Origin of the sequence: Campylobacter sp. US53, assembly GCF_004378995.1 — a bacterium.
In the GTDB taxonomy this organism is placed as follows: domain Bacteria; phylum Campylobacterota; class Campylobacteria; order Campylobacterales; family Campylobacteraceae; genus Campylobacter_D; species Campylobacter_D jejuni.
Genome location: NZ_RYYH01000002.1, coordinates 86,286 through 110,116, shown reverse-complemented (window position 1 = coordinate 110,116; position 23,831 = coordinate 86,286). Strand labels below are relative to the sequence as shown.

Sequence of the window (23,831 nt, the reverse complement as noted above, 5' to 3'; positions counted from 1 at the left end):
AAAATTTTTAGATAATAATCACTTCATTTTCTAAGTTTATGCCAAATTCTTCAAAGACTTTTTTTCTAGCCAATTCGATAAGAAAAAACGCATCTTCAAAACTTGCATTTTTTTTATTGATTAAAAAATTTGCGTGTTTATCGCTTAACATAGCATCTCCTTTACTAAAGCCTTTAAGCCCTACAGCTTCGATTAAACGTCCTGCAAAGTCGTTTTTTGGATTTTTAAAGATAGAGCCAAAGCTTGCTCCACTAGGTTGGTTGCTTCTTGCATTTTTTAAAGCTTCATCTTTAAGGGTATCAAAGCCAAAATTTAGTTTAAATTCAGCCCAAAAAAAAGGCATATTTAAAGGACAAAAACGATAATCAAAATTTATATTTTCTCTTAGAATTTCGCCTTGAGAAGTAGCAATTTTGATTAAATTTTGACTGATGCACTCTCCTTTAAGCCCTGCATTCATTTTCAAAAGCCCACCAAGTGTGCCAGGAATTTTGCTTAAATACTCAAAACCCTTAAGATTATTTTCTTTAGCAAAGCGATACATTTTGCTTGATTTTGTTTTGCAGCCTATGCGAAGATGTATAAAATCTTTATTTTGATCTAAAATTTGTATAAAATCAAAACCATCTCCTAAAATTCCTATATTTTTAGGTTTTGGGCTAACTAAAAGGTTGTTTGCACCACCTATTAAAAAACCATCAAAATCACAAATTTGATCCAAAACTAAAACTTCAAATTCATTTCCTATACGCACAGAAGAGTATTTTTTAAAATCAATGATCATTTGATAAAAGTTGGAATTTGATTTAGTATATTCTCAGTAAAATCAATCATAGTCGTAGTCATCCAAGGCATTAAAAAGATTAAAATAACCACAACCAAGATGATTTTAGGAACAAAAGAAAGTGTCATTTCATTAATCTGTGTAGTTGCTTGAAAAATACTGATTACAAGCCCTGCAATAAGTCCTGCTAAAAGCATAGGCAAGGAAAGTAAAAGTGTGATTTTAAAGGTTTGTACTCCAAGAGCAACTAAGGTACTTTCGTCCATTTTTATCCTTTTTAAGAATTTCTAGCTTCTTCGTATTCGCTAGGGATAAGATAATCATTTACATGTATGATTTTATCATAAAATTTATAATCATATCCTAGTTTAAAAAGCGTATCTACAGCTAAAAGTTGAGTTTGATTCATGCTAATAGAGTTTTTATTGGCATATAAATTAAGATAAGTATTAAGTTTTTCTTCATTAACACGGATAAGTTTTCTTTCCATAAGCATGGGGGCTAAAATTTTACGATTTGCATCGGCAATTTTTACAGCATTGGTTAAATCTCTTTCGATCTTAATCGCATCGCTTAAAGGCAAAGAGCGACGCAAAGCCATTCCACCTAAAGGTAAAGGTAAATTTTCTTTAGCAAATTCAAGCCATATATCCCAAAGTTCTGCTTCTACACAAAGACTTTGATCAAATTCTAAAATGCTTTCATGGATCAAAACTCCTGCATCTACTTCACCACTTAAAACTGCATTTTCAATGTCTAAAAAATTCTTATAAATAATTCTTGCTTCAGGATATTTTATACGAAAAATTAAAGCATTGGTGGTATTTGCTCCACTTAAAGCAACTTTAAAATTTCTTTTTAAATGTGTATCTTTTTTTTTGATAAGCTTTGGTCCATAACCTTCGCCAAAACTTACTGCTGTGCGTAAAAGAGCGTATTCAGAAGCGATTAAAGGATAAAGTCCAAAAGAAATAGCCGTAGCATCAAATTCATTTTTCAAAGCAAATTCATTTAAAGTTTGTATATCTAAAGCTGTATTTTCATAAGCAAAATCATTCCCTATCCATCCAAATTTAATAGCCATATACATAAAAATATCATCAGCATCAGGAGAATGTGCGATAGTGATTTTTTTCATCTTTAATTTCCTTTAAATCTTTGCTTTAATTCTAGCAAAATAAATTGTTATTTAATTTTATTTTGTTAGAATTCTAACTAAAAATTTAGAATTTTTAAGGAAAGTTATGGATGATAATAAAAGAAAATCCCTAGACGCTGCCCTAAAAAGTTTAGATAAAACCTTTGGAAAAGGTACTATCTTAAGACTAGGGGATAAAGAAGTCGAGCAAATCGATAGCATAGGCACAGGTTCAGTTGGGCTTGATCTTGCTTTAGGTATAGGCGGTGTTCCAAAAGGAAGAATTATAGAAATTTATGGGCCTGAAAGTTCAGGTAAAACCACTCTAACTCTACACATTATCGCAGAATGCCAAAAAGCAGGTGGAGTTTGTGCTTTTATCGATGCAGAACACGCTCTTGATGTAAAATATGCTAAAAATTTGGGTGTAAATACAGATGATTTGTATGTTTCTCAACCTGATTTTGGAGAGCAAGCCTTAGAAATTGTAGAAACTATAGCAAGAAGTGGTGCAGTAGATCTTATCGTAGTAGATAGCGTTGCAGCACTTACCCCAAAAGCAGAAATTGAAGGCGATATGGGCGATCAACATGTAGGACTTCAAGCAAGACTTATGTCTCAAGCTCTAAGAAAACTTACAGGTATAGTTCATAAAATGAATACCACAGTAATTTTCATCAACCAAATTCGTATGAAAATCGGTGCTATGGGTTATGGTACTCCTGAAACCACAACAGGTGGAAATGCATTAAAATTTTATGCTTCTGTGCGTTTAGATGTTAGAAAAGTAGCAACCTTAAAACAAAACGAAGAACCTATAGGAAACCGCGTTAAAGTAAAAGTAGTTAAAAATAAAGTTGCTCCTCCATTCAGACAAGCTGAATTTGATGTGATGTTTGGAGAGGGTTTAAGTCGTGAAGGTGAATTGATCGATTATGGTGTAAAACTTGATATCGTAGATAAAAGTGGTGCGTGGTTTTCTTATAAAGATAAAAAACTTGGACAAGGTAGAGAAAACTCAAAAGCTTTCTTAAAAGAAAACCCTGAAATTGCAGATGAAATCACAAAAGCAATTCAAAATTCTATGGGAATAGAAGGTATGATCAGCGGTAGCGAAGATGACGAAGGAGAGGAATAATGTTAGTAATTGAAGATGTTAGAGCCTATGAAGTTCTTGATAGTAGAGGAAATCCAACCGTAAAAGCCGAAGTTACGCTAAGCGATGGAAGTGTAGGTGCAGCCATAGTTCCAAGTGGTGCAAGTACAGGTTCAAAAGAAGCTTTAGAATTGCGTGATAATGATGAAAGATTTGGCGGAAAAGGCGTTTTAAAAGCTGTTGCAAATGTCAATGAGGCCATTGCAGATGAAATTTTAGGACTAGATGCTTTTAATCAAACTCAACTTGATGATACTTTGCGTGAGCTTGATGGAACAAATAATTACTCAAATTTAGGTGCAAATGCGACTTTAGGCGTATCTATGGCAACAGCTCGTGCGGCTGCGGCTGCTTTGGGAATGCCTTTGTATCGTTACTTAGGTGGTGCAAATGCGAGCATTTTACCCGTGCCAATGTGTAATATCATAAATGGCGGTGCTCATGCAAACAACAATGTAGATTTTCAAGAATTTATGATCATGCCTTTTGGTTTTACTAGCTTTAAAGAAGCTTTGCGTTCAGTTTGTGAAATTTATGCGATATTAAAAAAAGAACTCGCAAATTCTGGACATTCTACGGCTTTAGGTGATGAAGGCGGTTTTGCTCCAAATTTAGCTAACAACACAGAACCTATCGATCTTTTAATGACTTGTATCAAAAAAGCAGGTTATGAAAATCGTGTAAAAATCGCTCTTGATGTGGCAAGTACAGAATTTTTCAAAGATGGCAAATATCACATGGAAGGCAAGGCTTTTTCAAGCGAGGATTTGATCGAATGCTATGTAGAACTTTGTGCAAAATATCCAATTTGCAGTATCGAAGATGGCTTAGCTGAAAATGACTTTGAAGGTTGGATAAAGCTTACTGAAAAATTGGGCAATAAAATTCAGCTTGTAGGCGATGATTTATTTGTAACTAATGAAGATATTTTAAGAGAAGGCATCATCAAAAAAATGGCAAATGCTGTGCTTATTAAACCAAATCAAATCGGAACTATTACCCAAACTATGAGAACTGTGCGTTTAGCGCAAAGAAATAACTATAAATGTGTGATGAGTCATAGAAGTGGCGAAAGTGAAGATGCTTTTATAGCAGATTTTGCTGTGGCTTTAAATACAGGACAAATCAAAACAGGAGCCCTAGCAAGAGGTGAAAGAACCGCAAAATACAATCGCTTGCTTGAAATTGAACTTGAAAGCGATGAATACTTAGGAGAAAAGCTCTGAGCGATTTACTTAAAGAATACGACGAAAGCACAAGAAAAAAAAGTTTTTATACCCATGTTATAAAAATGATTTTTTGGGCTTTTCTTGTTGTAATTGGAGCGATTTATTTTGGCAATATGTTTTTTGGGCAGTATTCTTTAGACACTTTATTAAGCTTAGAAAATACCAAAGAAGAGCTTAATAAAAAGATTATTTTGCTCAAAGAACAAAATGCTAAAGCACAAAAAGATTATTTTGAATTAAAAGGATTATACCCAAATGAAAACTAGAATTTTGGCAATATTTTTTATTTTTACCTCTCTTTTATATGCTGATGAAAATCCTTTCAAGGCAGATCAAAATATAACCTTGGTTGCTCCACCTGAATTTCAAAAAGAGGAAGTTAAATTTAATTCTAGTGCAAGAATTTTAAAAAGCATCACTTTTAATTATATCAATTTAGACGGAAGTGAAGATAAGATCGATTTAGATGTCAATAAAAGTATTGATTGGCACGATACTTATACTATATCAAGATTTAAAAGCCCTGATCCTTCAAAAGTACTTGATGTTTCAGTTACTATACCTGAAAAAAATAGCTCTAAACAAGAATCAAACTCAACAGCCAATGTTGAAATACCTTTACAGGTTGCAAAGATTTATGATTTTATTTCTTACGCGGTTTATAAAAACAAAATAAAACTTAACACTAGTGATGAAATGATCACAGATTTTTCAGTAGGAAATCCAAGTAAAATCGTTATAGATTTTAGATCTAATTTGATTAGCCCTACAAAAAACATACGCCTTAGCAATTCTATTTTTAAACGCATAGACTTTGGATCTCATAAAGGATATTATCGACTTGTAATATATCTTGATGGAACTTATAATTATAATATTCAAAAAGATGCAACTGGATATATGATTAATCTGCTTTGATGAGATTTATTTTTTTAATATGTTGTGCTTGTTTAGTTTTTGCTAATGAAATTTTACTTCTTAACAAATTCGATAAGCAAGATTTTAATTCTAAAGATTTTAATGCTTATTTGATGAGCGAAAAACTTGATGGGGTGCGTGGAATTTGGGATGGAAAATATCTAAAAACTCGCCAAAATTACCAAATAAAAACTCCTGACTTTTTTACAAAAAATTTCCCTCCTTTTGCTATTGATGGTGAGCTTTGGATAGCAAGAAATAAATTTGATGAAATTTCAGCTTTAATTCGTAGTGGCGATAGCAATTTGACCTTATGGAAGGAAGTAACTTATAATATTTTTGATGTGCCAAATGCTTGTGAAGAATTTCAAATTTCTACTTGCACTCTTAAAAATCGTCTGGCTGTTTTAGAAGAGTATTTACAAAAATATCCTAGTGCCTATATAAAAATTATTCCTCAAATTCCAGTTGAAAATCAAAATAATTTAAATCAATTTTACAAAAGCATTATAAAAAATCAAGGTGAAGGTATTGTTATACGCAAAAATTTAAGTCCTTATGAAAAAGGCAGAAGTAAAAATGCTATGAAATTAAAACCCTATGATGATGCAGAATGTGAGTTGGTAGGATTTCGCAAGGGCAAGGGTAAATTTGAAAATCAAGTAGGTGCCTTACTTTGTAAAATGCCTAATGGACAAATCATTAAAATAGGCAGTGGTTTAAAAGATGAAGATAGAAAAAATCCTCCAAAAATTGGTAGTATTGTGACTTATAAATTTAATGGATTGACCAAAAATTCCTTACCTCGCTTTCCGGTTTTTTTAAGAATAAGAGATGAAAATCCTTGACTTTAAAATTATTTTGTGATAAAATATTTCCTTTTATTTATTCGGGGTGTAGCGCAGTCTGGTTAGCGCACTTGGTTTGGGACCAAGGGGCCGAAGGTTCGAATCCTTTCACCCCGACCATTTTTTATAAATTTATACAAAATGGTGAGTGTAGCTCAGTCGGTTAGAGCATCAGATTGTGGTCCTGAGGGTCGTGGGTTCAATTCCCATCACTCACCCCACTAAGCGCTCGTAGCTCAACTGGATAGAGCGACAGACTTCGGATCTGTAGGTTATGGGTTCGATTCCTATCGGGCGCACCACCAAGATTTTATATGCGTTCATAGCTCAGCTGGATAGAGCAACGGCCTTCTAAGCCGTAGGTCAGAGGTTCGAATCCTCTTGGGCGTACCACTTTAGCGGATGTGGTGAAATTGGCAGACACGCCAGACTTAGGATCTGGTGCAGCAATGCGTGAAGGTTCAAGTCCTTTCATCCGCACCACTTACTTTTATCATTTTCAAACAAGAGTTGATTTCTCATAAATTTTTATTTCATTTTAAAATTTCTTATGATTGTTAGATGAAATGCAAAAATTAGGTTTAGCTTTAGCAGCTTTAGTTGCTTTAAGTGTTTCAGCATTTGCAGGTGTTATTGCTATACATGATTCTAATTTAGTTAAAGTATCAGGAGGAGATGATGCCTATGCAAAAATAGCTTTAGAAGATGCTAAAGAAGAAATGAAAAATCAATTTAACACTGATAACTTAGAGATTTATGCTATAGAAAGTATCAAAAAAGATGATCCAGAACAATATAATGTTATTCAAAGGGGCAGTTTTAAAGTAATGAAACAAAGGATAGCAAAAGGAAAGACTGTCTATTATAATGAATTCTTTCTTAGTTGTAGATAGAAAAACAAATTGGGCTGCTGAATGGGATATTGAATGTGATCATCTTGATAGACCTATAAAATTAAGCAATGATGTTAATTGTCGTTCTGATATCTCTTCAAAGCACTATAATTTCAAATAATACTTGAAAGCTCTATTATTTTAGAGCTTTCACACCATAAAGGTTTTGATTATAAAAAACATAGTATAAAATATATCTAAATTTTAAGCTTTTTAAGTTAAAAATTTCTAGTTTTTTTAAATCGTTTTATCTTTTATATCTTTGCTGTAAAGACAAAATCAGCACTCATTAAAATCTTTTCTTGATTAAATTTTTGTAAATTCATTTTTAGTGTTAAAAATGTGATGATATTAACTTTATAAAAGTATTATTATATATTTTTTACTTAGGATAGCAATTATGAAAAAAACAATTTTAACCATTCTTTTTTTACTCACTCTTACGCAGGCTAAGGAAATACAAGTTTATGAAAGTCCTACTTGTGGCTGTTGTGATCTTTGGGCTGATTATATGAAAGCTAAGGGTTATGAGGTTAGTGTTCATAAAACCAATGATTTTCTTAAAATCAAAGAAAAAATGGGTATAAAAGATGAGTATCAAAGTTGCCATACAGGTGTGATCGAAGGCTATGCTATTGAAGGGCATGTTCCTGAAAGTGCTATAGCATGGTTGCTTGAAAACAAACCTAAAGATGTTATAGGAATTTCAGCTCCTGGCATGCCGCAAGGAAGCCCAGGAATGGAACAAGGTTATAGTGAAAAATATCCTGTAATTTTGATGAAAAAAGATGGAAGCTATGAGCTTTATGGATATTTTATAGGAGATAAAAAGCTTTAAAGTAAATTTTTAGCTTTTTACTTTTTTGATTTCTTTTTCAAGTATGCTATAAGGAGTTAAGCCTATGAATTTTTCATCCATTTTTCCTTCTTTGAAAAAACTAAGCACAGGTACTCCATATATTTCCCCAATGGCACTTGAAAGGTATTTAGCTGCTCTTTTTTCATAAAACATTGCTAAATTAGATAAACCTTTTTCATCAGCCCAAGTTTTTGCATCATTTGCATCATTTGCATCACCTAAAACCACAAAGATACTAAAATCATAATTTTTAGCCAAATTCTGTAAAATAGGAATTTGTTCTTTACAAACTCCGCAATCTTTTGTGAAGAATACTAAGGCAAAATTTTGTGCTTTATCATTTAGTTTTAGGCTTTTTTCAAAACCATTGTAGGCAAAATTATAGGTTTTATCGCTATTTAAAGCTTTAAAATTTTCTCCACTATCACAAGCTACAAAAAATAAAGCTATGATTAAAGCAAAGAAATAAGCTTGGATTCGAAAAATTCCCATGGTTTTTCTCCTAAAATTCTATCTTTTATCATCCCATCTTTAATGATGATGGTAGTAGGGGTTGCAAACACAGCGTAACGATCATTGGTGATTTTAAGATCGTCTTTTAAAACTTTTACATTTTTAAAGTCAAATTGTTCGGCTAAAACCTTAACCACATTGGCATTATCGATGGAATTTATAGCATAAACACTGATTTTATTGGGGTGATTTTGTATGAATTCATCTAAAGAAGGGAGTTCTTTTAAGCAAGAAGGGCAGCCATTTTGAAAAAAGACTAAGATTTTTAAACTTGTGTTATCATCAGCAAGTTTTACAGCTTTTCCTAAGGTATCTTTAGCTGAAATTTCAGCGCTTTTTTCTCCAACTTTTCCAGTATCTTTTGAATTTTCAAAAGAACAAGCATTGAGCAAAAACAAAATGCTTAAGATTAAAAGGCTTTTTTTCATTTTAACACCCCATGTTGTAAAATAAGGGTTCGATCTGCGAATTTAGCCAAATCAGGATTGTGTGTGATTAAAACTATGGTTTTGCCTTCATTTTTTAATTTTTGCAAGGTTTGAAGAACGATTTGTTCATTGGCTTCATCTAAATTTCCTGTGGGTTCATCTGCGAGTAAAAGCTCTGGGTTGTTGATTAAAGCTCTTGCTATGCAAACTCTTTGTTGTTCCCCGCCACTTAATTGGCTAGGTAAATGAGTGAGTCTATGCGAAAGTCCTGCTTTTTCAAGAACCATTTTGGCATCTTCTTCATCTACGCTTGAGTGATAATACTGAGAGAGCATAACATTTTCTAAAGCGTTAAGATAGGGGATAAGATGAAATTGTTGAAAGACAAGCCCTATTTTTTCACGACGCAAGGTGATTTTTTGCTCCTCATCCATTTGCTCTAGGTTTTCATTGTCTAAGATATACTCTCCAGAGCTTGGAGTATCCATGAGTGATAGTATGTTTAAAAGCGTTGATTTTCCACTTCCTGATGGACCCATGATGGCAAGCCATTCTCCTTCATAGACGCTTAAGTTGATATTGTTTAAGGCTTTAACTTTGCCAAATTCTTTATTTAAGTTGTTTATTTTAATAAGTTCTTTTTTCATCATTCACCTTTCAAATTTTCACACACATTGATTTTTAATGCTCTTTTTATAGGAAAAAATGCAGCCAAAAAGGCAAAAATCAAAGAAATGATTAAGGCTATAAAAACAGCTATAAATCTAAAATCAATACTAGAATTAAAAATCAAATAACCAAAGACATTGGCTAAAAATATCCCACAAAAAGCTCCGATTAAACTAGCAAAAAAACTTACTATAAAGCATTCACTAGCAAAAAGTTTAAAAATTTCACTTTTTTTCGCACCCAAGGCTAAACGCAGTGCGATTTCTTTTTTGCGAGAAAATATAATAGAGCTTAAGGTCGTATTAACGCTAGTAGTGACTATGATCAATACTACAAGTATGATTAAAAACATTAAAGCTTTGATTTTTCCAAGCACTAAACCTTCACTTAAGGATACTGAAGATATAGGTTTTGCATCGATGAATTCATTGCTGATTGCTTGTGTTTTGGCTTTAACTTCATCAAAATTTCCATAAACTACAGCATTAGCATAGTTAATACCGGCTCTATCGCTTAAATTTTGCACCACGCTTAAAGGAGCTAAAACAATGCTATCAAATTCATCATTGCTTGAAAGTATGCCTTTTATGGTAAGTTTTGTGCTTTTTCCGTTGCTTGGATTGTAAATTTGAAGTTCATTGCCTGTTTTTAGGCCTAGTTGCTTGGCTAAATTAACCCCTAAAAAGGCTGAATTTTCATCAAAATCATTTAGAGAAAAGCTTCCTTCTTTAACTTCTAAAAAAGGTTTAGTGATTTTTAAAGCCCTAAAATCAGTGCCTAAAACCACTCCGCTTGTACTGCCTAAATTTAAAAAATCATACAAAAAAGGAGTTAAAGCTCTAGCCTTTAATTTTTCTTTTACTTTTTCATACTCAGCATTGGAGATAAAATTTTCATCCTGCTTAGGACTTATCATTACATTTGCTCCATAAGCTTTTAATTCTTTAGAAAGTTTGGTGTCAATATCAAAATAAATATTTAAAAAAGCTGAGCAAGTAAGTGCTCCTATAAAAACACTTAAAACTATAATAAAAAGTCTTTGATAAGAAAAGCTAATGCTTTTAAAAAGTTCATTAAGGAAAAACTTATCTACCATAAAGCACTCCTGCGGCTGAAAGTTGTGTGATATTTTTGATAGGAAGCAAGCAACCTAGCAAGGCAATAAGTCCTGCAAAAATAAAGCTTAAAGGTAAAGCTACAAAGGCTATATCAATAAAATATCCAAAAATACTAAGACTGATGATTTGAGAAAGTGCTGTGCCAAAAATAAATCCAAATAAAGCAGCAAATAAAGCTACGATTAAATTTTCACTAGCAAAGATGAGATAAATTTGAAAAGTATTAGCACCAAGCACTTTTAAAAGTCCTATTTCTTTTTTTCTACGATGAATTTCAGAACTCATCAGACTTGAAATCGCAATACTTGCAACAATAAGACAAATAATACAAGTAATGCCCATTAAGGATTGGATCTTTTTAACCACCAAGCTTTGAGCATCGCTTATAGCATTTAGAGCTTTTGCATCAGCACCTGGTAAGCCATCGCTAATTTGACTAGCGATTGAGCCTACATAAGCTGAGCAATACCATTTGTCATATTCTAACTGATCTAATTTTTCTTCGCCCATGCGACGCACTTTTTCAGAAAGGGCTGATTCAGGTATGGTAAAAGCTCTTACTTCTGCACTTGAGTAAAGCCCTTGTTTGTTGAGTAAATCTTGAGCTAAATTTAAAGGAGTGATGATTTTATTTGACATTTTAGGATTGGCATGAAGTAAAATGCCTACGATTTTTGCTTCTTTGCTTTGATTGTTTTCTCCTATGAGTTTGATAGTATCTCCTAATTTTAGTTTATTGTTTTTAGCAAAGTCTTCGCCTAGCATGATTTCATTGCTATCATCTTTTGCCCATTCTCCTTGGACTGCTAAATAAGGATAAAGACTTTTTATACCTGTGATATAATCATCATCATCTTTAATTTTTATGGCTTTTTGAAAGTAAGTGCCATAAATAAGTGCTTTTTGCTGGGAGTTTTCAATTGCGATTTTACCTTCTAAAAAAGGAGCAAGTGCGGTGATGTTGTTACGCCAATAAATGTCTTTAATCATATATAAATTTTTTTCTTCTAGGTAGTTTTTGTTTTTTAAGGGTTCATAAAGTTCATTACCTATTTCTATACTAAGACTTGAGCCTTTGGGTAAAACAAGGATATTAGAGCCATAGCTTTTGAGTTGTTTAGTTACTTCATCGCCTATACTTAGGGTAATATTTAGCATAGTAGAGAGCAAAAGCGTGGCTAAAAAACAAGTAAGAAAGGCTAAAAATTTTTGAATTTTGTTTTTAAATATAGAGTTAAAAATCATTTTAGCCAACATCGTTTCTCCTTTGGATTAAAAATTGGGCTTCGTTTTCTTCTACATATTTTATAGGATCTTTTTTAAATTCTTCATAGTTGTTTTGATTTGAAAAATAATAAGTAATCCCTTTATAGCTATAAGAAAAAGGAGCTTGGGTGTTTATAACCTTTGTTTTTGATACAGGATCTTGCACTTCAATTTCCTTGATTTGACTAAAATAATTAGATCCTGCTATTACATCTTTAACATCTATGGTGATTTTTTTACCATCGTATTCGTATTTGAGTGGGATAGGATTGCAACCCCCGCTTTTGCCTACACTAGGTAAGAAAATACGCACATTGCAAGAAATGCAAATGAGTTGTCCATCTTTTTTGATATAGCCCATATCTCCACAAATCATACAAGCATCAAAAACAGCTACAGGAGAATCCCTATCTTCTCTTTTGTTGATAAGAAAAAACCTTATCACCTTGCCTTCAGCACTGATATAAGCAAAGCGGTGGAGTTTGTTGTCCCTTAAAAGAGCTATATCAAAGATAAATTTGCCATTCTTATCGGGTAAAATTTCTTTAGGCTCATCTATGGTTAAAGGCTTAGAGCTTACCATAAAAAAGTATAAAATAATGCAAAAACTTATAACACAGGAGATAAAAACACTGGAAAAATAACGATTAATAAGACTTGTTTTAGCTTCGTTTTTGCGATAATTTATATCTAAAATTTGTTTTTTGCTTATATTTTTTTTGCGAATTTTTAAGCTTAAGAATGCTAAAAAAGCGATGAAAATTAAATAAACATAAATTCCAAAAACACCAAAATAATTACTTTTTCCTACAAAACTCACCAAAAAAGTATGAGTTTCTATGATGGAATTTCGCATTAAAGTAAGCAAGATATTGGCTAGAGCTTTATCGCTTTCCATAAGGATAAGCAGTAAAAACAGCATAAAGCTTGTTTTTTGATTAAAATTTTTTTGCCATTTTAAAAAGAAGAAAATCAAAATACAAACAAGCAAGGCTAAAGCAATAAAACCTAAAGAACTTATACTTTCGCTATCGATTAAAGAGCTAGTAAAAATAGGGAAATCTTGACTTAAAAAATAATAATGCAAAGCGGTGCAAAAACTTAAATTTCCCAATAAAATAAAATTTAAAAGTTCAATTTTTTTCCAAAAATAAAATATAAAGCTTACTAGCAATAAACCTATAAAAACAAAATCAAAATTAAAGATTAAATTTTCGGTTTTTAAAAATTGTGCTGCGATAAAAAAAGCAAAATATCCAAATAAAAAGCCCAAAAAAACTACTAAAAAACTTTTAAAAATATATTTTTTATCAGGAGTGATAAAGGCCATTAAAATACTTAGCGGTAAAACACTGATAAGAAAATGCACAAAATATATACTCATAATTTACTCTTTAAACATTGTTATTTTAATTTTTCAATAAAAATAAAAATATTTAAACACTCGGAAAATCCGAGTGTAAAATCATTTTGGCGTGCCTGTGTATTTGAATTTATAATCTACTTTAAAAGGTTCAAACCACTTACCCACGCCTGTTTCTTCATCAACATGGCGTCCAAAACCTTGTTTTTCTGGATTTGAGATATAAAAAGTAAGTTCATAGTTTCCTACGCCAAAGCCACCTTTTTTATCTTTTTCCATAGCGATATTTGCACCATAGTGAGGACCATCATCAGCCACCATAGGCATCAAAGTTCCGCGTTTAATTGCACCTGTGTCGGTATTTTTAAGTTCATAGGCTATGGTTAAATAAGGCATCCAAAAACCTTCTGGAAAACCATTTGGATTGTTTTTAAGTGCGTGAATGTCAGCTTCTAGGTGAATATCTGCTAAAGACGCAGCTAAATCAATACCTCTTGGTTCCATTTCAATAGGTTGTAAATAAACAGCGGCTATTTCCATACCATTAAGTTCTTTTGGATCACCGATTGGCACTTCGCCTGCAAATAAATTTGTACTAATAACCGCAGCTGCAGCAACTACTGATAAAACTTTTTTTATCATGATTTTACTCCTTTTTTTGAAATTTGTTTTGTTATTAAAATGCCAATAATTAGCATGATCAAAACTATAAATTGAGGGATTAAGGTTTCATAGTAAGGATAAATTCCAAGCCATAAAATCGGTTCAAAATTCATAGGTATAAGACTAGGAATAATGACTTTTCCTTCTATGAGTTCAGCTATGCCTTTGCCTGTAAAAACAAAAACCATGTAAAAAATAATGTAAGAAGTGATATAGAAAAATTGTTTTACAGGTATGCGAATGGCTCCTGCTTTTAAAAGAAAATATAAAACAATAAGTATTAAAATTCCAAGTCCAAGCCCGCCAAAAACAGCACCAAAATCAGTGCTTGTTTTAGCATCAAAAAGCAAGGCTTGATAAAAAAGCACAGTTTCTGCACCTTCTCTATAAACAGCTAAAAATACGGTGATCCAAAGGGTTTTTGCACTATTGTTTGATATGGCATCTATAGCACCTTGTTTGATAAAGCTTGTCCATTTTTTATTTTGTGCGTTTGAAAGTAACCAAAAGCCCACATAAAAGAGTAGCAATACGGCTATAAGCATGGTAATACCCTCTATAAGCTCTCTACTTTGTCCCGCATTTTCTTTAAATAGCCAAGAAACTCCAAAAGCGGTAACAAAACTTAAAATCACTCCTGTAAAAAGAGCACTATAGGCGATATTTAGACGATTTTTATTACCACTTTGCACAAGATAAGAAACAATGGCTACAACGATAATCAAAGCTTCCAAGCCTTCACGCAAAATAATACCTAAAGCCCATATAAACAGCGAATAAGGAGTAGAATCTTGAATTTTATCCACACTGCTTGCTATGAGTTGTTCTAAGTCATTAAAAGTAGCTTCAAGCTCTTTTTTATCTGCACTTGCTTTAATCAGTGCCACACCTTTGGAAAATAAACTTTCTATTTTAAGTTTTAAGCCACTATCTACAGCACCGATTTTATTTTCCATACCGCTTGCTTCAAAAATATCTAGATAAATTCCTTGTAAATCATCTACTATAGAAGCACTAAAGCCATCATAATTTTTTAAAATTTCATCTAAAGCAAGTTTGATATCATTAGAAACTTTGGTATAATCTTTGCCTTTTGTTTCATCATTAAAGCCTGAAATTTGCAAACTTGAAAGTTCTGAATTTGGAATTTGTAAGAAAACATCAAAAATTTGTTCTTCTATGCTATCTAAGCCATCTCTTAAGCCTTTTTCATCTATTTTTGCATCGTTGATTTGGCGTATAAGGGTGCGTATGGCTTGTTGAATTTTTTGATCGTTTCCTGCTTTGGTAAATTTATTTACTAAAATTTCTACTTTGGTATTGCGATAATCACTAAATAAGGCATCATTTAAAAAATCTTTACTAGCTTGGTAGTTTTTTTCTTTAAAAGCATTAGCTGCCTGTGAAAATTTGGTAGAGATATTATCTAGTATAAATTGCAATCTTGCGTCCATTGCAGCGGCAGCTTGTAAATCAGCGCTTGCATTATCATCTGTAAGTTTGCTTGTGTCGTCGTTTGCAGGTATAGGAGCTTGGGTGGTTAAAGAACTTTGTGCTAAATCTTTTTTATCTACACCCATCATTTGTGCGATTAAAGCTTCTGCATCAGCTTCGCGTTTGGCATTGGCTTCTAGGCTTGATTTTTCAGCTTTAGTCTTATCATAGTTTGTATCGCTTGCTTCTGCTTTTAAACGATATCCATTTTGTAAAATAGGGGCTACTTCATCAAGATCATAATAAAGGCTATCCACTAAAGCATTAATTTGTGTTAAAGGAGCTTCATCTTTATACATACGACGCAAATTTACAAATTTACGCTCCATGGTGATGGCTTTTCTTCCTATGTTTCTTCCTATAGGGCCTTCCATATTTTCAAAATGTTGAAAATACGCATCTTCGCTAAGCTTTTTAGCACCTAGATTATCACCCTTTTTGTAAGTTTCTATGCTTTGTTTTAGCATGTCTTTGATAAGATTTGCTTCATTAATATAATCATCTACTCTAGCAAAAGCTGAGCTTGATAAAAAAATACTTATAATTAAAAATATAATTTTAAAAATTTTCATTATCATTATCCTTAGTTTTTGATAAAAATAATATTTATTATCAAAATAAATAATGGCTAGTATAATATTAAAAATCTTAAATAGAACTAAAAAATAAGCTTTTGTATCGATAATATTTTTTATTAATTGTATTTAAGATATATTTTAATAAATTTTTAAATATATCTTATTTTTGTGATTTAATATGGGTTGTTTTTAAGTATCGCAAGGTTTTCTTTTAAGCTATGCACTTTGGGATATTGTTTTTGCATTTTTAATTTTTCCTTTTTTGATGTTTTAAAAGCTTAATAAAAATCAAAAAATCATTTATTGTATTCTTCAAGGAGATGGTTATAGCATATTTTAGATTAAGCAGATATATCCAAAAGTTTATCTTTTTTGTTGGTATCCGTGTTTGTAGAATTGCTATTGTCTTTATTTGCTTCTTCTTTCTCAGCTTTAGCTTCTACTTTTTCTTTTTTTTCTTGAAATTTTAAAGTTGAAGTTATATTAATTCTTTTACTTTCAAAATTTGTATCTACTATTCCCCTACAAGGTGTATTAAGTAACATTAGCAAACTCCTATATAATTGCAATAGCTTTTTAAGTTGTAATTTTTGATTATATTATAAATCGTATAAATAAGATAAAACTTAAATTTATTGAAGTAAAATTTTATCTATTTCATTTGCTTCTAAAAGTATCAACCATTTATATTTTGCTTATTGTTTCATAGTGTAAAAATTTTTAAAATAGGATTTTATCTTAAAAAATTTATGATTTTTAATTTCAGATATTGGTTTCCTTGAAAAATTTTAAAAAGTTTAGTAAAAAATATTAAGTTTTAAAAATATCATCCGATTTAAATAAAGTCTTAAGACTCAATCTAAAAGGAGGATGATATGGTTTCAGATGTTTCTATGGGTAATGCTAATTTAATGACTGCTGTTAATACTTCAGTTTTGAAAAAATCTATGGACACAAACGAGGCATTGATGAATGAACTCATCGAAGGTATGGAAGGTGTCTCTCAAGCCTCCGCTCCACAAGTTTCTAGCTCTAGTGGTTTGGATATTTACGCTTAAATATCTTAAGAACAAGCTTAAGAACTTGTTGGTATCTTGAGCTTGTTTTTTTAAATAATTATTTCTTTAGTATTTTTTCGTTATAATTTTGCCATTTTATTTATCGTATTAAATTTTTATAATATTTATTTAGGAGCAAGGATGCAAATGATAAAGAAGATGGTTTTAAGTGAAACTTTCCCTGGTATTTTGCTTATATTTTTTACATTTTTAGCCTTATTGTGTAAAAATTCTTCTTTAAGTGTTATTTATACAGATTTTTTTCATGCTAATTTTACAGTAGGATTTGATCATTTTCAAATTTCAAAGTCGTTGGATTTATGGATAAATGATGGTTTGATAGCTATATTTTTTCTATGTATAGGGCTTGAGTTAAAATATGAAATTTTACGCGGACAGCTTAAAAATATAAGAGCTGTATCTTTACCTATATTTGGAGCTTTGGGGGGTATGATTACTCCTGCTTTAATTTTTGCTGCTATTAATTATTCCCATGGTTTTGCTATGAAAGGTTGGGCAATACCTACAGCAACCGATATAGCTTTTGCAGTGGGTATTTTGATGCTTTTAGGAAATAAAATTCCTACAAGTTTAAAGCTTTTTTTACTTTCTTTAGCTATTTTTGATGATTTGGGCGCTATTGTTATCATTGCTTTATTTTATACAGATCAGCTTTCAGCTTTGGCGATTATTATTTGTTTGTTTTGTATATTTGCTCTACTTTTGTTAAATTATTATCACATCACCCATCTTTCTTTGTATGTGTTAGTAGGTGTTGTATTGTGGATAGCTATGCTTAAAAGTGGAGTACATGCGACTTTGGCTGGTGTGATCATTTCTTTATTTATACCGCTTGATACAAAAAATAAAAAACCTTATTTGCATGAAGTTCTTAAGGATTTAAATCCTTGGGTGGTTTATTTTATCTTGCCTTTATTTGCTTTTGCTAATGCTGGGATTGATATCCGAGATATGCATCTTGGTTCGGTATTTTCGCCTGTAAGTCTTGGAATTATTCTAGGATTATTTTTAGGAAAGCAACTAGGTGTTTTTACTTTTTGTTTTATTGCTATCAAACTTAAGCTTGCAAAACTACCTGAAAATATTAAATATGGAAAATTTTATGGTATATGTATTTTAACAGGCATTGGTTTTACGATGAGTTTGTTTATTGATGGTTTGGCTTATAAAAATAGTGATATTTTTGAACATGCGGATAAACTTGCTATTTTAATAGCTAGTTTTTTAAGTGCCATTGTTGGTTTTATTTATCTTAAGATTGTTAAATGAATAATATAGTACATAAATTAAAAACTTTAGTTTTAAACGAGGCTTTTGGTGGTGTTTTACTTATAGTTTGTACTTTGCTTGCTTTGCTTGTGCAAAATGGATCTTTTAGCGAACATTATCGAGAATTTCTAAATTTAAAAGTCGGATTTAGCGTAGGTGAATTTGAGCTTAATAAGCCTTTTTTACTTTGGATAAATGATGGGCTTATATCTATATTTTTCTTTGCTATAGGGCTTGAGCTTAAGAAGGAATTTTTGCACGGGGATTTTAAAAATCCTAAAAATATTGTTTTACCTTTTATGGCTGCTTTAGGAGGTATACTTATACCTGCGATGTTGTTTGCTTTGGTAAATATAGGAGATGCTTATACTTTAAAAGGTTGGGCTATACCTACAGCTACAGATACAGCGTTTGCCTTAGCGATTTTAATGATGTGTGGCAAGCATATTCCATCAAGTTTAAAAATTTTCTTACTTTCTTTGGCTATTTTTGATGATGTGGGTGCTATTTTAATTATAGCTATTTTTTATACGACAAAATTATCAATAGTTGCTTTTGTCGTTGCAGGAATTGCTATTTTGGCAATGCTTGTTTTAAATATTTTAGGAATAACAAGAAAGTCTTTTTATTTTATTTGCTCAGTTATTCTTTGGATTAGTGTTTTAAAAAGTGGTGTGCATGCAACTTTAGCTGGAATCATAACAGCATTTTTTATACCGATGCAAACTAAAAATGGAGAAGCATTTTTAGAAGAAATCTATGAAAGTCTAAAATTTTGGCTCGCTTTTGTTATCTTGCCTTTATTTGCTTTTGCTAACGCTGGAGTAAATTTATCCAATATCGATATAGGAGCAATTTTTTCAGGTGTAAGTATAGGTATTTTCTTGGGGCTTTTTGTGGGTAAACAAGTGGGTGTATTTTTGTTTTCTTATTTGGCAATCCGTTTTAAATTTGCAGCCTTGCCCCAAGGTTCAAATTTGAAACAACTTTATGGGGTTTGTATACTTACAGGAATTGGTTTTACAATGAGTTTGTTTATCGATGGCTTGGCGTATGAAGTTAGCGATATTTTTAATTATGCAGATAATTTAGCTATTCTCATAGCTTCATTTTGTTCTGGGATTTGGGGTTTTATTTATCTTAAATTCTTTGCTGCTCGATCTTAAGGGGACTGATGAGGCATATTTTTTTCATCATCACGATTATATTCTTTATAAGCGGATGTAGTTTTTATCAGAATTTAAACTATACTCGTCCAATTTATAATACAAATAAAGAAACAAAACTTAAGACTATAGCACATGAATGGAAAAAAACTCCTTATGTTTTAGGTGGAATTACTAAAAAAGGTGCTGATTGTTCAGGATTTACACAGAGTGCATTAGCTCAGCTTAATATACGCATACCTCGCACCACAAAAACTCAATTAGGTTCTGGGAGAAAAGTTTCTAAATCAAAATTGCAAACAGGAGATTTGGTATTTTTTAAGACAGGTAGAGGGCCAAATGGTATGCATGTTGGTATTTATATGAGCAAGGGAAAATTTATACATTTATCTACTAAAGGTGGAGTAAAAGAAGTCGAGCTAAATAGTTCTTATTGGAAGGCTCGTTATATAGGAGCAAGAAGGTATTAAAGTGAAAATAGGTGTATTTGATAGCGGGGTAGGGGGGCTTAGCGTTTTAAAATCTCTTTATGAAGCTAGACTTTTTGATGAAATTATCTATTATGGAGATACCGCAAGAGTTCCTTATGGAGTAAAAGATAAAGATACTATTATAAAGTTCTGTCTTGAAGCATTGGAATTTTTTGAACAATTTCAAATTGATATGCTTATCATTGCATGTAATACTGCTAGTGCTTATGCTTTAGATGCTTTAAGGACAAAAGCACATTTTCCAGTATATGGTGTAATTGATGCAGGGGTTGAAGCAACGATAAAAGCTTTGCATGATAAAAATAAAGAAATTTTAGTCATTGCAACAAAAGCAACCATTAAATCAGAAGAATACCAAAAGCGTTTATTATCCCAAGGATATACAAATATAAATGCTTTAGCTACAGGGCTTTTTGTGCCTATGGTTGAAGAAGGTATTTTTGAAGGAGATTTTTTGCAAAGTGCTATGGAGTATTATTTTAAAAATATCACAACTCCAGATGCTTTGATACTCGCTTGCACTCATTTCCCTTTACTAGGTCGTTCTTTAAGTAAGTATTTTGGCGATAAAACAAAATTAATTCATTCAGGAGATGCCATAGTTGAATTTCTTAAAGAAAGAGAAAATATAGATTTGAAAAATCATAAAGCAAGATTACATTTTTATGCTTCAAGCGATATTGAATCTTTAAAAAATACTGCTAAAATTTGGCTAAATTTATAAGGAAATAAAATGATAGAATTGAAAAAACCAGATGAAATAGAAAAATTAAGAATAGCAAATCAAATTGTAGCAAAAACTTTAAATTTTTTAGAGAATGAAATTAAAATAGGAATGAGCTTAAAACAAATTGATAAAATGGCAGAAGATTATATTTTAAGCCTTGGCGCCAAGCCATCATTTAAGGGACTTTATGGTTTTCCAGGTGCCATTTGCACATCTTTAAATCAAGTTTGTATCCATGGAATTCCAGATGATAAAATTATCAAAGAGGGTGATATTTTAGGTCTTGATGTGGGAAGTTTGATTGATGGGTATTATGGGGATGCAGCAAGAACTATTGCTATAGGAGAAGTTTCACCCACTGATAAAGCTTTAATCTCTTGTGCTAAAGATGCGTTATATCATGCTATAGATATTATTCGTGATGGAATGCGTTTTAAGGAACTTTCAGCTGCTTTAGGCGAATTTATCCATGCAAGAGGTTTTGTCCCGCTTCGTGGATATTGCGGGCATGGTATAGGACGAAAGCCCCATGGAGAGCCTGAAATTTTAAACTATTTAGAAAAAGGTGCGAGTGCAAAAAGTGGCCCTAAAATTAAAAATGGAATGGTGTTTTGCATAGAGCCTATGATATGCCAAAAAGATGGAACACCAAAGCATTATAATGGAAAATGGGATGCTGGAAGTATTGATGGGCTGAATGCGGCTCATTATGAACATTGTGTTGCCGTGATTAATGGGCGTGCTGAAATTCTTTCTATGATATGATATTAAATTATAAAATAATATTTTTTTCTTAAAATTCTAAAAATTTAAAATTTTTTAAATAATATTGTAGTAATATTCTTTAATAATTTAAGTTACTAAATGATATTTTTATAGCAGATTAAGTGTTTTTAGAATAAAATGTCACATCGTATTAAACTAAAACATAAATATGGTTAGATAATTTAATAATTTTTATTAAATTATCTAAATATTTATTTTAGTTTAAAGAGATCTTTTAAGATCTCGTTTGGGTTAGGCTATTTCCCTCCCCCTTTTTATTCGTAGCCTAACTCTCTTTTAAGAGTTTGGAAAATCTCTTTAAGCTAAAATATATTATATTTGCTTAAAGAGAACAAACGATTACTATTCTTATTTAAATAAATTTTTAAAATCCATTGTAGAGTTATAAATTCCAGCATTATCCATAGTTTCGCCCATAGTAATTGCGGTTGCTAATTCTGATAGAATGATTTTTATTTCATCTCTTTTATCTTGTATATAGGCCAATACACCTTCATAATTACTTGTTTGAAGAATTAAAAGCGGATTAGCAATTTCAAATTCAAAAAGTTTTTTACCAACATAAACATTGAAAATATTTCCAAAAAGGGCTGTTCCCATGAAAGAGCAGTTTTGTATAAGTTGTGATGCTGTGGCATCAAGAGTTCTTTTTTGCATATCATCTGAATTTTCATCTATTCTTTCTAGAATGCTTTTTTCTATTTTTTTTAAAGACATATCAAGTACTTGAAGTGCTCCTATAAAATCATTTGCATCATTGATTTGAGAGCAAATTTGATTTGCTTTAAATTCATTCACGCTTTGAATTTCGCCTAAGTGTTTTTTAAATATATCTAAATCACTTTTCATTGTTTACCTTTCAAAAATATTGCTAAATATTTAAAAAGCAAAAAGTGTTCCTAAATTAGGATAAGTTAGAATTTACCCAAAAAACAATCTCATTGCCAATTTTATTCAAGGCTTTTTGAAAAGCATCATAAGTAGAGCGGATATCTTTTTTTTCTATTTTTTCTTTAGTATTGAAAATTTTATGAGCTATTATTTGATTGTTTTCAAGATTTATGAAATTTACGCTTATAGAAATTTGAGCGTAGTTTTCATTGTTATTAAGAATTTGCTCAAAAGAGTTAATCCTGCTTTCAAGAGCATAATCCGCGCTTAAAGAGCTTGTTGAAGAAAGTAAGGTTGTAAAAATATTGCTTTGTTCAAATTTTGACAAAATTAAAAAAGAATAAAGATTGCTTGGCAAATCTCCCCAGAAATAATGTGCGTATTTGTTGCTAAAACCATTATCTATATAAACAATAGCTCGCGAGTTTAAATACAAAGGTGCATTTGCATTGCGAATTTTAAGAATTTTACTGGTTTTTTTAAAAAAAATATTTGAGTCTATTCCTTCGTCTTTTAATATGATATTTTCATTTTTATTGATGGTTTCGTGTCTTAAAGAGCATCCGCATAACATAAAAATAAAAGTCAAAATATAGAATAATTGCTTTAGCATTATTTTTCTCCTGGTCCTAGTTTAGGTTTGGTTTCTTTAAAAATCAAATCAGCAGGGCTGTTTTGTAAATTTTCTATTAGAATATTGCTTTCAATTAAAACTCGTTTAAAAAGCTCTAAATTTTGCATCAAAGATGCTTTAATATCATCATAAGTGTTTAATTTTTCATCAGCTTTTTTTATGAATTTTTTTAAAATCATCGTACTTTCTTTTATGTCTTTAAGACTAGAGTTGAAATTTTGTGCACTAAGGCTTATATTATCAGCCATTTTTCCTATTTTTAAACTTGCGTTTGAAAGATTAAGGCTTAAATTTTTAGAATTAGCGTTTAAATTTGCACTTAATTCTGCTAGATTTTGCAAAAGGATTTCTAGATTTTTAAGATTTTTTTCGCTTAAAAGTTCTTTTGATTTATCATCGGCCGTTTTAACCAAAGAAAAAATATGTTCACTTTGTCTGTCTATGGTTGCTAAAAAACTTTCTTTAAAAGGAATGACTGGAAGTTTTCCGTGGATAGATACTAGATCTTTACTATTTTTACTTCCGCCTTGAAGTTGGACAAATTTAAGTCCTGTGATACCTTGAAGTTGCAAAGTAGCAAAAGTATCTTCTTTTATAGGCGTGTTATTTTTGACCTTGATGCGTATGTTAACGCCGAGTTCATCTTGATTGTAAATGCTGATTTCTTCTACGCTACCTACTTCCACACCCAAAAGCCTTACAGGTGCTTTTATGCCAAGTCCTGCAACGGATTCTTGTGTGTGAATTTCATAATACTTAAAACTTTCTTCTTTAGAGTATCCACCAAGCCAAAGTATGAAACCAAGGCTTGCAAAAAATACCCCAAAAACAAAAAGTCCTACAAAAAAATAATTTGCTCTATTTTCCACTT

At 31.3% G+C, this 23,831-nt stretch carries 29 protein-coding genes and 5 tRNA genes; 19 read left to right on the top strand and 15 right to left on the bottom strand.

Annotation, left to right across the window (positions count from 1 at the left end; genetic code table 11):
- Positions 1-7: 7 nt before the first annotated feature.
- Genes ELQ05_RS02720 through ELQ05_RS02710 form a run of 3 tightly spaced genes read right to left on the bottom strand, consistent with a single transcriptional unit; the run spans position 8 to position 1,922 of the window.
- The gene (locus tag ELQ05_RS02720; RefSeq protein ID WP_070316598.1) at positions 8-784 is read right to left on the bottom strand and encodes a UDP-N-acetylmuramate dehydrogenase; all 777 of its coding nucleotides are present in this window, start codon (positions 782-784) and stop codon (positions 8-10) included.
- The gene (gene fliQ, locus ELQ05_RS02715) at positions 781-1,050 is read right to left on the bottom strand and encodes a flagellar biosynthesis protein FliQ (RefSeq protein ID WP_002851290.1); all 270 of its coding nucleotides are present in this window, start codon (positions 1,048-1,050) and stop codon (positions 781-783) included. Before fliQ ends, ELQ05_RS02720 begins: the two co-directional genes overlap by 4 nt.
- 11 nt (positions 1,051-1,061) lie before the next feature.
- Entirely contained in the window at positions 1,062-1,922 is an 861-nt protein-coding gene (locus ELQ05_RS02710) for a menaquinone biosynthesis family protein (protein ID WP_052794989.1), read from the bottom strand.
- Between the two features lie 106 nt (positions 1,923-2,028).
- Here ELQ05_RS02710 and recA point away from each other — a divergent pair, with 106 nt between their 5' ends.
- From recA to ELQ05_RS02650, 13 genes are all read left to right on the top strand, one after another.
- Positions 2,029-3,060 carry a recombinase RecA gene (gene recA / locus ELQ05_RS02705; protein WP_002851424.1) on the top strand — a complete coding sequence of 344 codons (1,032 nt, stop codon included), beginning with the start codon at positions 2,029-2,031 and terminating at the stop codon, positions 3,058-3,060.
- A complete protein-coding gene (gene eno, locus ELQ05_RS02700; RefSeq protein ID WP_052794988.1) occupies positions 3,060-4,304 on the top strand; it encodes a phosphopyruvate hydratase in 1,245 nt (414 codons plus the stop codon). The genes recA and eno overlap by 1 nt, the downstream gene beginning before the upstream one ends.
- A 65-nt stretch (positions 4,305-4,369) precedes the next feature.
- Complete coding sequence (locus ELQ05_RS02695) at positions 4,370-4,573, top strand: hypothetical protein (RefSeq protein WP_002839177.1); 204 nt, start codon at positions 4,370-4,372, stop codon at positions 4,571-4,573.
- Entirely contained in the window at positions 4,563-5,225 is a 663-nt protein-coding gene (gene cgpA / locus ELQ05_RS02690; RefSeq protein ID WP_052794987.1) for a glycoprotein CgpA, read from the top strand. Before ELQ05_RS02695 ends, cgpA begins: the two co-directional genes overlap by 11 nt.
- The gene (locus ELQ05_RS02685) at positions 5,225-6,073 is read left to right on the top strand and encodes a DNA ligase (protein ID WP_070316597.1); all 849 of its coding nucleotides are present in this window, start codon (positions 5,225-5,227) and stop codon (positions 6,071-6,073) included. Before cgpA ends, ELQ05_RS02685 begins: the two co-directional genes overlap by 1 nt.
- A gap of 42 nt (positions 6,074-6,115) precedes the next feature.
- Positions 6,116-6,193, top strand: a tRNA-Pro gene (locus ELQ05_RS02680).
- Positions 6,194-6,217: 24 nt separating this feature from the next.
- A tRNA-His gene (locus tag ELQ05_RS02675) sits at positions 6,218-6,294 on the top strand.
- Between the two features lie 4 nt (positions 6,295-6,298).
- Positions 6,299-6,375 (top strand) — tRNA-Arg (locus ELQ05_RS02670).
- Positions 6,376-6,389: 14 nt separating this feature from the next.
- Positions 6,390-6,466: transfer RNA gene (locus ELQ05_RS02665), tRNA-Arg, on the top strand.
- 5 nt (positions 6,467-6,471) lie between these two features.
- Positions 6,472-6,556 (top strand) — tRNA-Leu (locus ELQ05_RS02660).
- An 83-nt stretch (positions 6,557-6,639) separates the two neighbouring features.
- Positions 6,640-6,966 (top strand): hypothetical protein, encoded by a 327-nt coding sequence (locus tag ELQ05_RS02655; protein ID WP_240692702.1) that lies wholly within the window; start codon positions 6,640-6,642, stop codon positions 6,964-6,966.
- The gene (locus tag ELQ05_RS08530; protein WP_240692701.1) at positions 6,941-7,087 is read left to right on the top strand and encodes a hypothetical protein; all 147 of its coding nucleotides are present in this window, start codon (positions 6,941-6,943) and stop codon (positions 7,085-7,087) included. The genes ELQ05_RS02655 and ELQ05_RS08530 overlap by 26 nt, the downstream gene beginning before the upstream one ends.
- Before the next feature lie 279 nt (positions 7,088-7,366).
- On the top strand, positions 7,367-7,804 hold the full coding sequence (locus ELQ05_RS02650; RefSeq protein ID WP_002858990.1) for a DUF411 domain-containing protein: 438 nt from the start codon (positions 7,367-7,369) through the stop codon (positions 7,802-7,804).
- Between the two features lie 9 nt (positions 7,805-7,813).
- Here ELQ05_RS02650 and ELQ05_RS02645 read toward each other — a convergent pair whose 3' ends face one another.
- The 9 genes from ELQ05_RS02645 to ELQ05_RS02605 all read right to left on the bottom strand — a co-directional run bounded on the left by ELQ05_RS02645 (position 7,814) and on the right by ELQ05_RS02605 (position 16,462).
- On the bottom strand, positions 7,814-8,317 hold the full coding sequence (locus ELQ05_RS02645; RefSeq protein WP_070316596.1) for a conjugal transfer protein TraF: 504 nt from the start codon (positions 8,315-8,317) through the stop codon (positions 7,814-7,816).
- Positions 8,278-8,766, bottom strand: a complete 489-nt coding sequence (locus ELQ05_RS02640; protein WP_070316595.1) for a TlpA disulfide reductase family protein — start codon at positions 8,764-8,766, stop codon at positions 8,278-8,280. Before ELQ05_RS02640 ends, ELQ05_RS02645 begins: the two co-directional genes overlap by 40 nt.
- Entirely contained in the window at positions 8,763-9,416 is a 654-nt protein-coding gene (locus tag ELQ05_RS02635) for an ABC transporter ATP-binding protein (protein ID WP_079862120.1), read from the bottom strand. The genes ELQ05_RS02640 and ELQ05_RS02635 overlap by 4 nt, the downstream gene beginning before the upstream one ends.
- Complete coding sequence (locus ELQ05_RS02630) at positions 9,413-10,531, bottom strand: FtsX-like permease family protein (RefSeq protein ID WP_096702751.1); 1,119 nt, start codon at positions 10,529-10,531, stop codon at positions 9,413-9,415. Before ELQ05_RS02630 ends, ELQ05_RS02635 begins: the two co-directional genes overlap by 4 nt.
- Complete coding sequence (locus ELQ05_RS02625; protein ID WP_096702749.1) at positions 10,521-11,810, bottom strand: ABC transporter permease; 1,290 nt, start codon at positions 11,808-11,810, stop codon at positions 10,521-10,523. Before ELQ05_RS02625 ends, ELQ05_RS02630 begins: the two co-directional genes overlap by 11 nt.
- Entirely contained in the window at positions 11,800-13,203 is a 1,404-nt protein-coding gene (locus tag ELQ05_RS02620; RefSeq protein ID WP_096702747.1) for a Fe-S-containing protein, read from the bottom strand. Before ELQ05_RS02620 ends, ELQ05_RS02625 begins: the two co-directional genes overlap by 11 nt.
- Positions 13,204-13,284: 81 nt before the next feature.
- Positions 13,285-13,824 (bottom strand): iron transporter, encoded by a 540-nt coding sequence (locus ELQ05_RS02615; RefSeq protein ID WP_002778842.1) that lies wholly within the window; start codon positions 13,822-13,824, stop codon positions 13,285-13,287.
- A complete protein-coding gene (locus ELQ05_RS02610) occupies positions 13,821-15,911 on the bottom strand; it encodes an FTR1 family protein (protein ID WP_096702745.1) in 2,091 nt (696 codons plus the stop codon). Before ELQ05_RS02610 ends, ELQ05_RS02615 begins: the two co-directional genes overlap by 4 nt.
- Positions 15,912-16,258: 347 nt before the next feature.
- The gene (locus ELQ05_RS02605; RefSeq protein WP_096702743.1) at positions 16,259-16,462 is read right to left on the bottom strand and encodes a hypothetical protein; all 204 of its coding nucleotides are present in this window, start codon (positions 16,460-16,462) and stop codon (positions 16,259-16,261) included.
- A gap of 330 nt (positions 16,463-16,792) precedes the next feature.
- Between ELQ05_RS02605 and ELQ05_RS02600 the strand changes: the two genes are divergently transcribed.
- From ELQ05_RS02600 to map, 6 genes are all read left to right on the top strand, one after another.
- Positions 16,793-16,975 (top strand): YjfB family protein, encoded by a 183-nt coding sequence (locus ELQ05_RS02600; protein WP_002856010.1) that lies wholly within the window; start codon positions 16,793-16,795, stop codon positions 16,973-16,975.
- A 141-nt stretch (positions 16,976-17,116) separates the two neighbouring features.
- On the top strand, positions 17,117-18,265 hold the full coding sequence (gene nhaA / locus ELQ05_RS02595; RefSeq protein ID WP_070300797.1) for a Na+/H+ antiporter NhaA: 1,149 nt from the start codon (positions 17,117-17,119) through the stop codon (positions 18,263-18,265).
- Positions 18,262-19,431 (top strand): Na+/H+ antiporter NhaA, encoded by a 1,170-nt coding sequence (nhaA, locus tag ELQ05_RS02590; RefSeq protein ID WP_038816441.1) that lies wholly within the window; start codon positions 18,262-18,264, stop codon positions 19,429-19,431. Before nhaA (ELQ05_RS02595) ends, nhaA (ELQ05_RS02590) begins: the two co-directional genes overlap by 4 nt.
- Before the next feature lie 8 nt (positions 19,432-19,439).
- On the top strand, positions 19,440-19,901 hold the full coding sequence (locus ELQ05_RS02585; RefSeq protein WP_070316587.1) for a C40 family peptidase: 462 nt from the start codon (positions 19,440-19,442) through the stop codon (positions 19,899-19,901).
- Position 19,902: 1 nt separating this feature from the next.
- Positions 19,903-20,646, top strand: coding sequence for a glutamate racemase (murI, locus tag ELQ05_RS02580; RefSeq protein ID WP_070316586.1), 744 nt, complete (start codon positions 19,903-19,905; stop codon positions 20,644-20,646).
- 9 nt (positions 20,647-20,655) lie between these two features.
- Positions 20,656-21,414, top strand: coding sequence for a type I methionyl aminopeptidase (map, locus tag ELQ05_RS02575; RefSeq protein ID WP_002868878.1), 759 nt, complete (start codon positions 20,656-20,658; stop codon positions 21,412-21,414).
- A gap of 369 nt (positions 21,415-21,783) precedes the next feature.
- On the opposite strand, the gene ELQ05_RS02570 is transcribed toward map, so the two are convergent.
- The 3 genes from ELQ05_RS02570 to ELQ05_RS02560 are packed head-to-tail and all read right to left on the bottom strand — an operon-like array spanning position 21,784 to position 23,829.
- Positions 21,784-22,284, bottom strand: a complete 501-nt coding sequence (locus ELQ05_RS02570) for a flagellar FLiS export co-chaperone (protein WP_002871263.1) — start codon at positions 22,282-22,284, stop codon at positions 21,784-21,786.
- Between the two features lie 55 nt (positions 22,285-22,339).
- Complete coding sequence (locus tag ELQ05_RS02565) at positions 22,340-22,939, bottom strand: ABC-type transport auxiliary lipoprotein family protein (protein ID WP_070316585.1); 600 nt, start codon at positions 22,937-22,939, stop codon at positions 22,340-22,342.
- Complete coding sequence (locus ELQ05_RS02560) at positions 22,939-23,829, bottom strand: MlaD family protein (protein ID WP_070316584.1); 891 nt, start codon at positions 23,827-23,829, stop codon at positions 22,939-22,941. Before ELQ05_RS02560 ends, ELQ05_RS02565 begins: the two co-directional genes overlap by 1 nt.
- Positions 23,830-23,831: the final 2 nt, after the last annotated feature.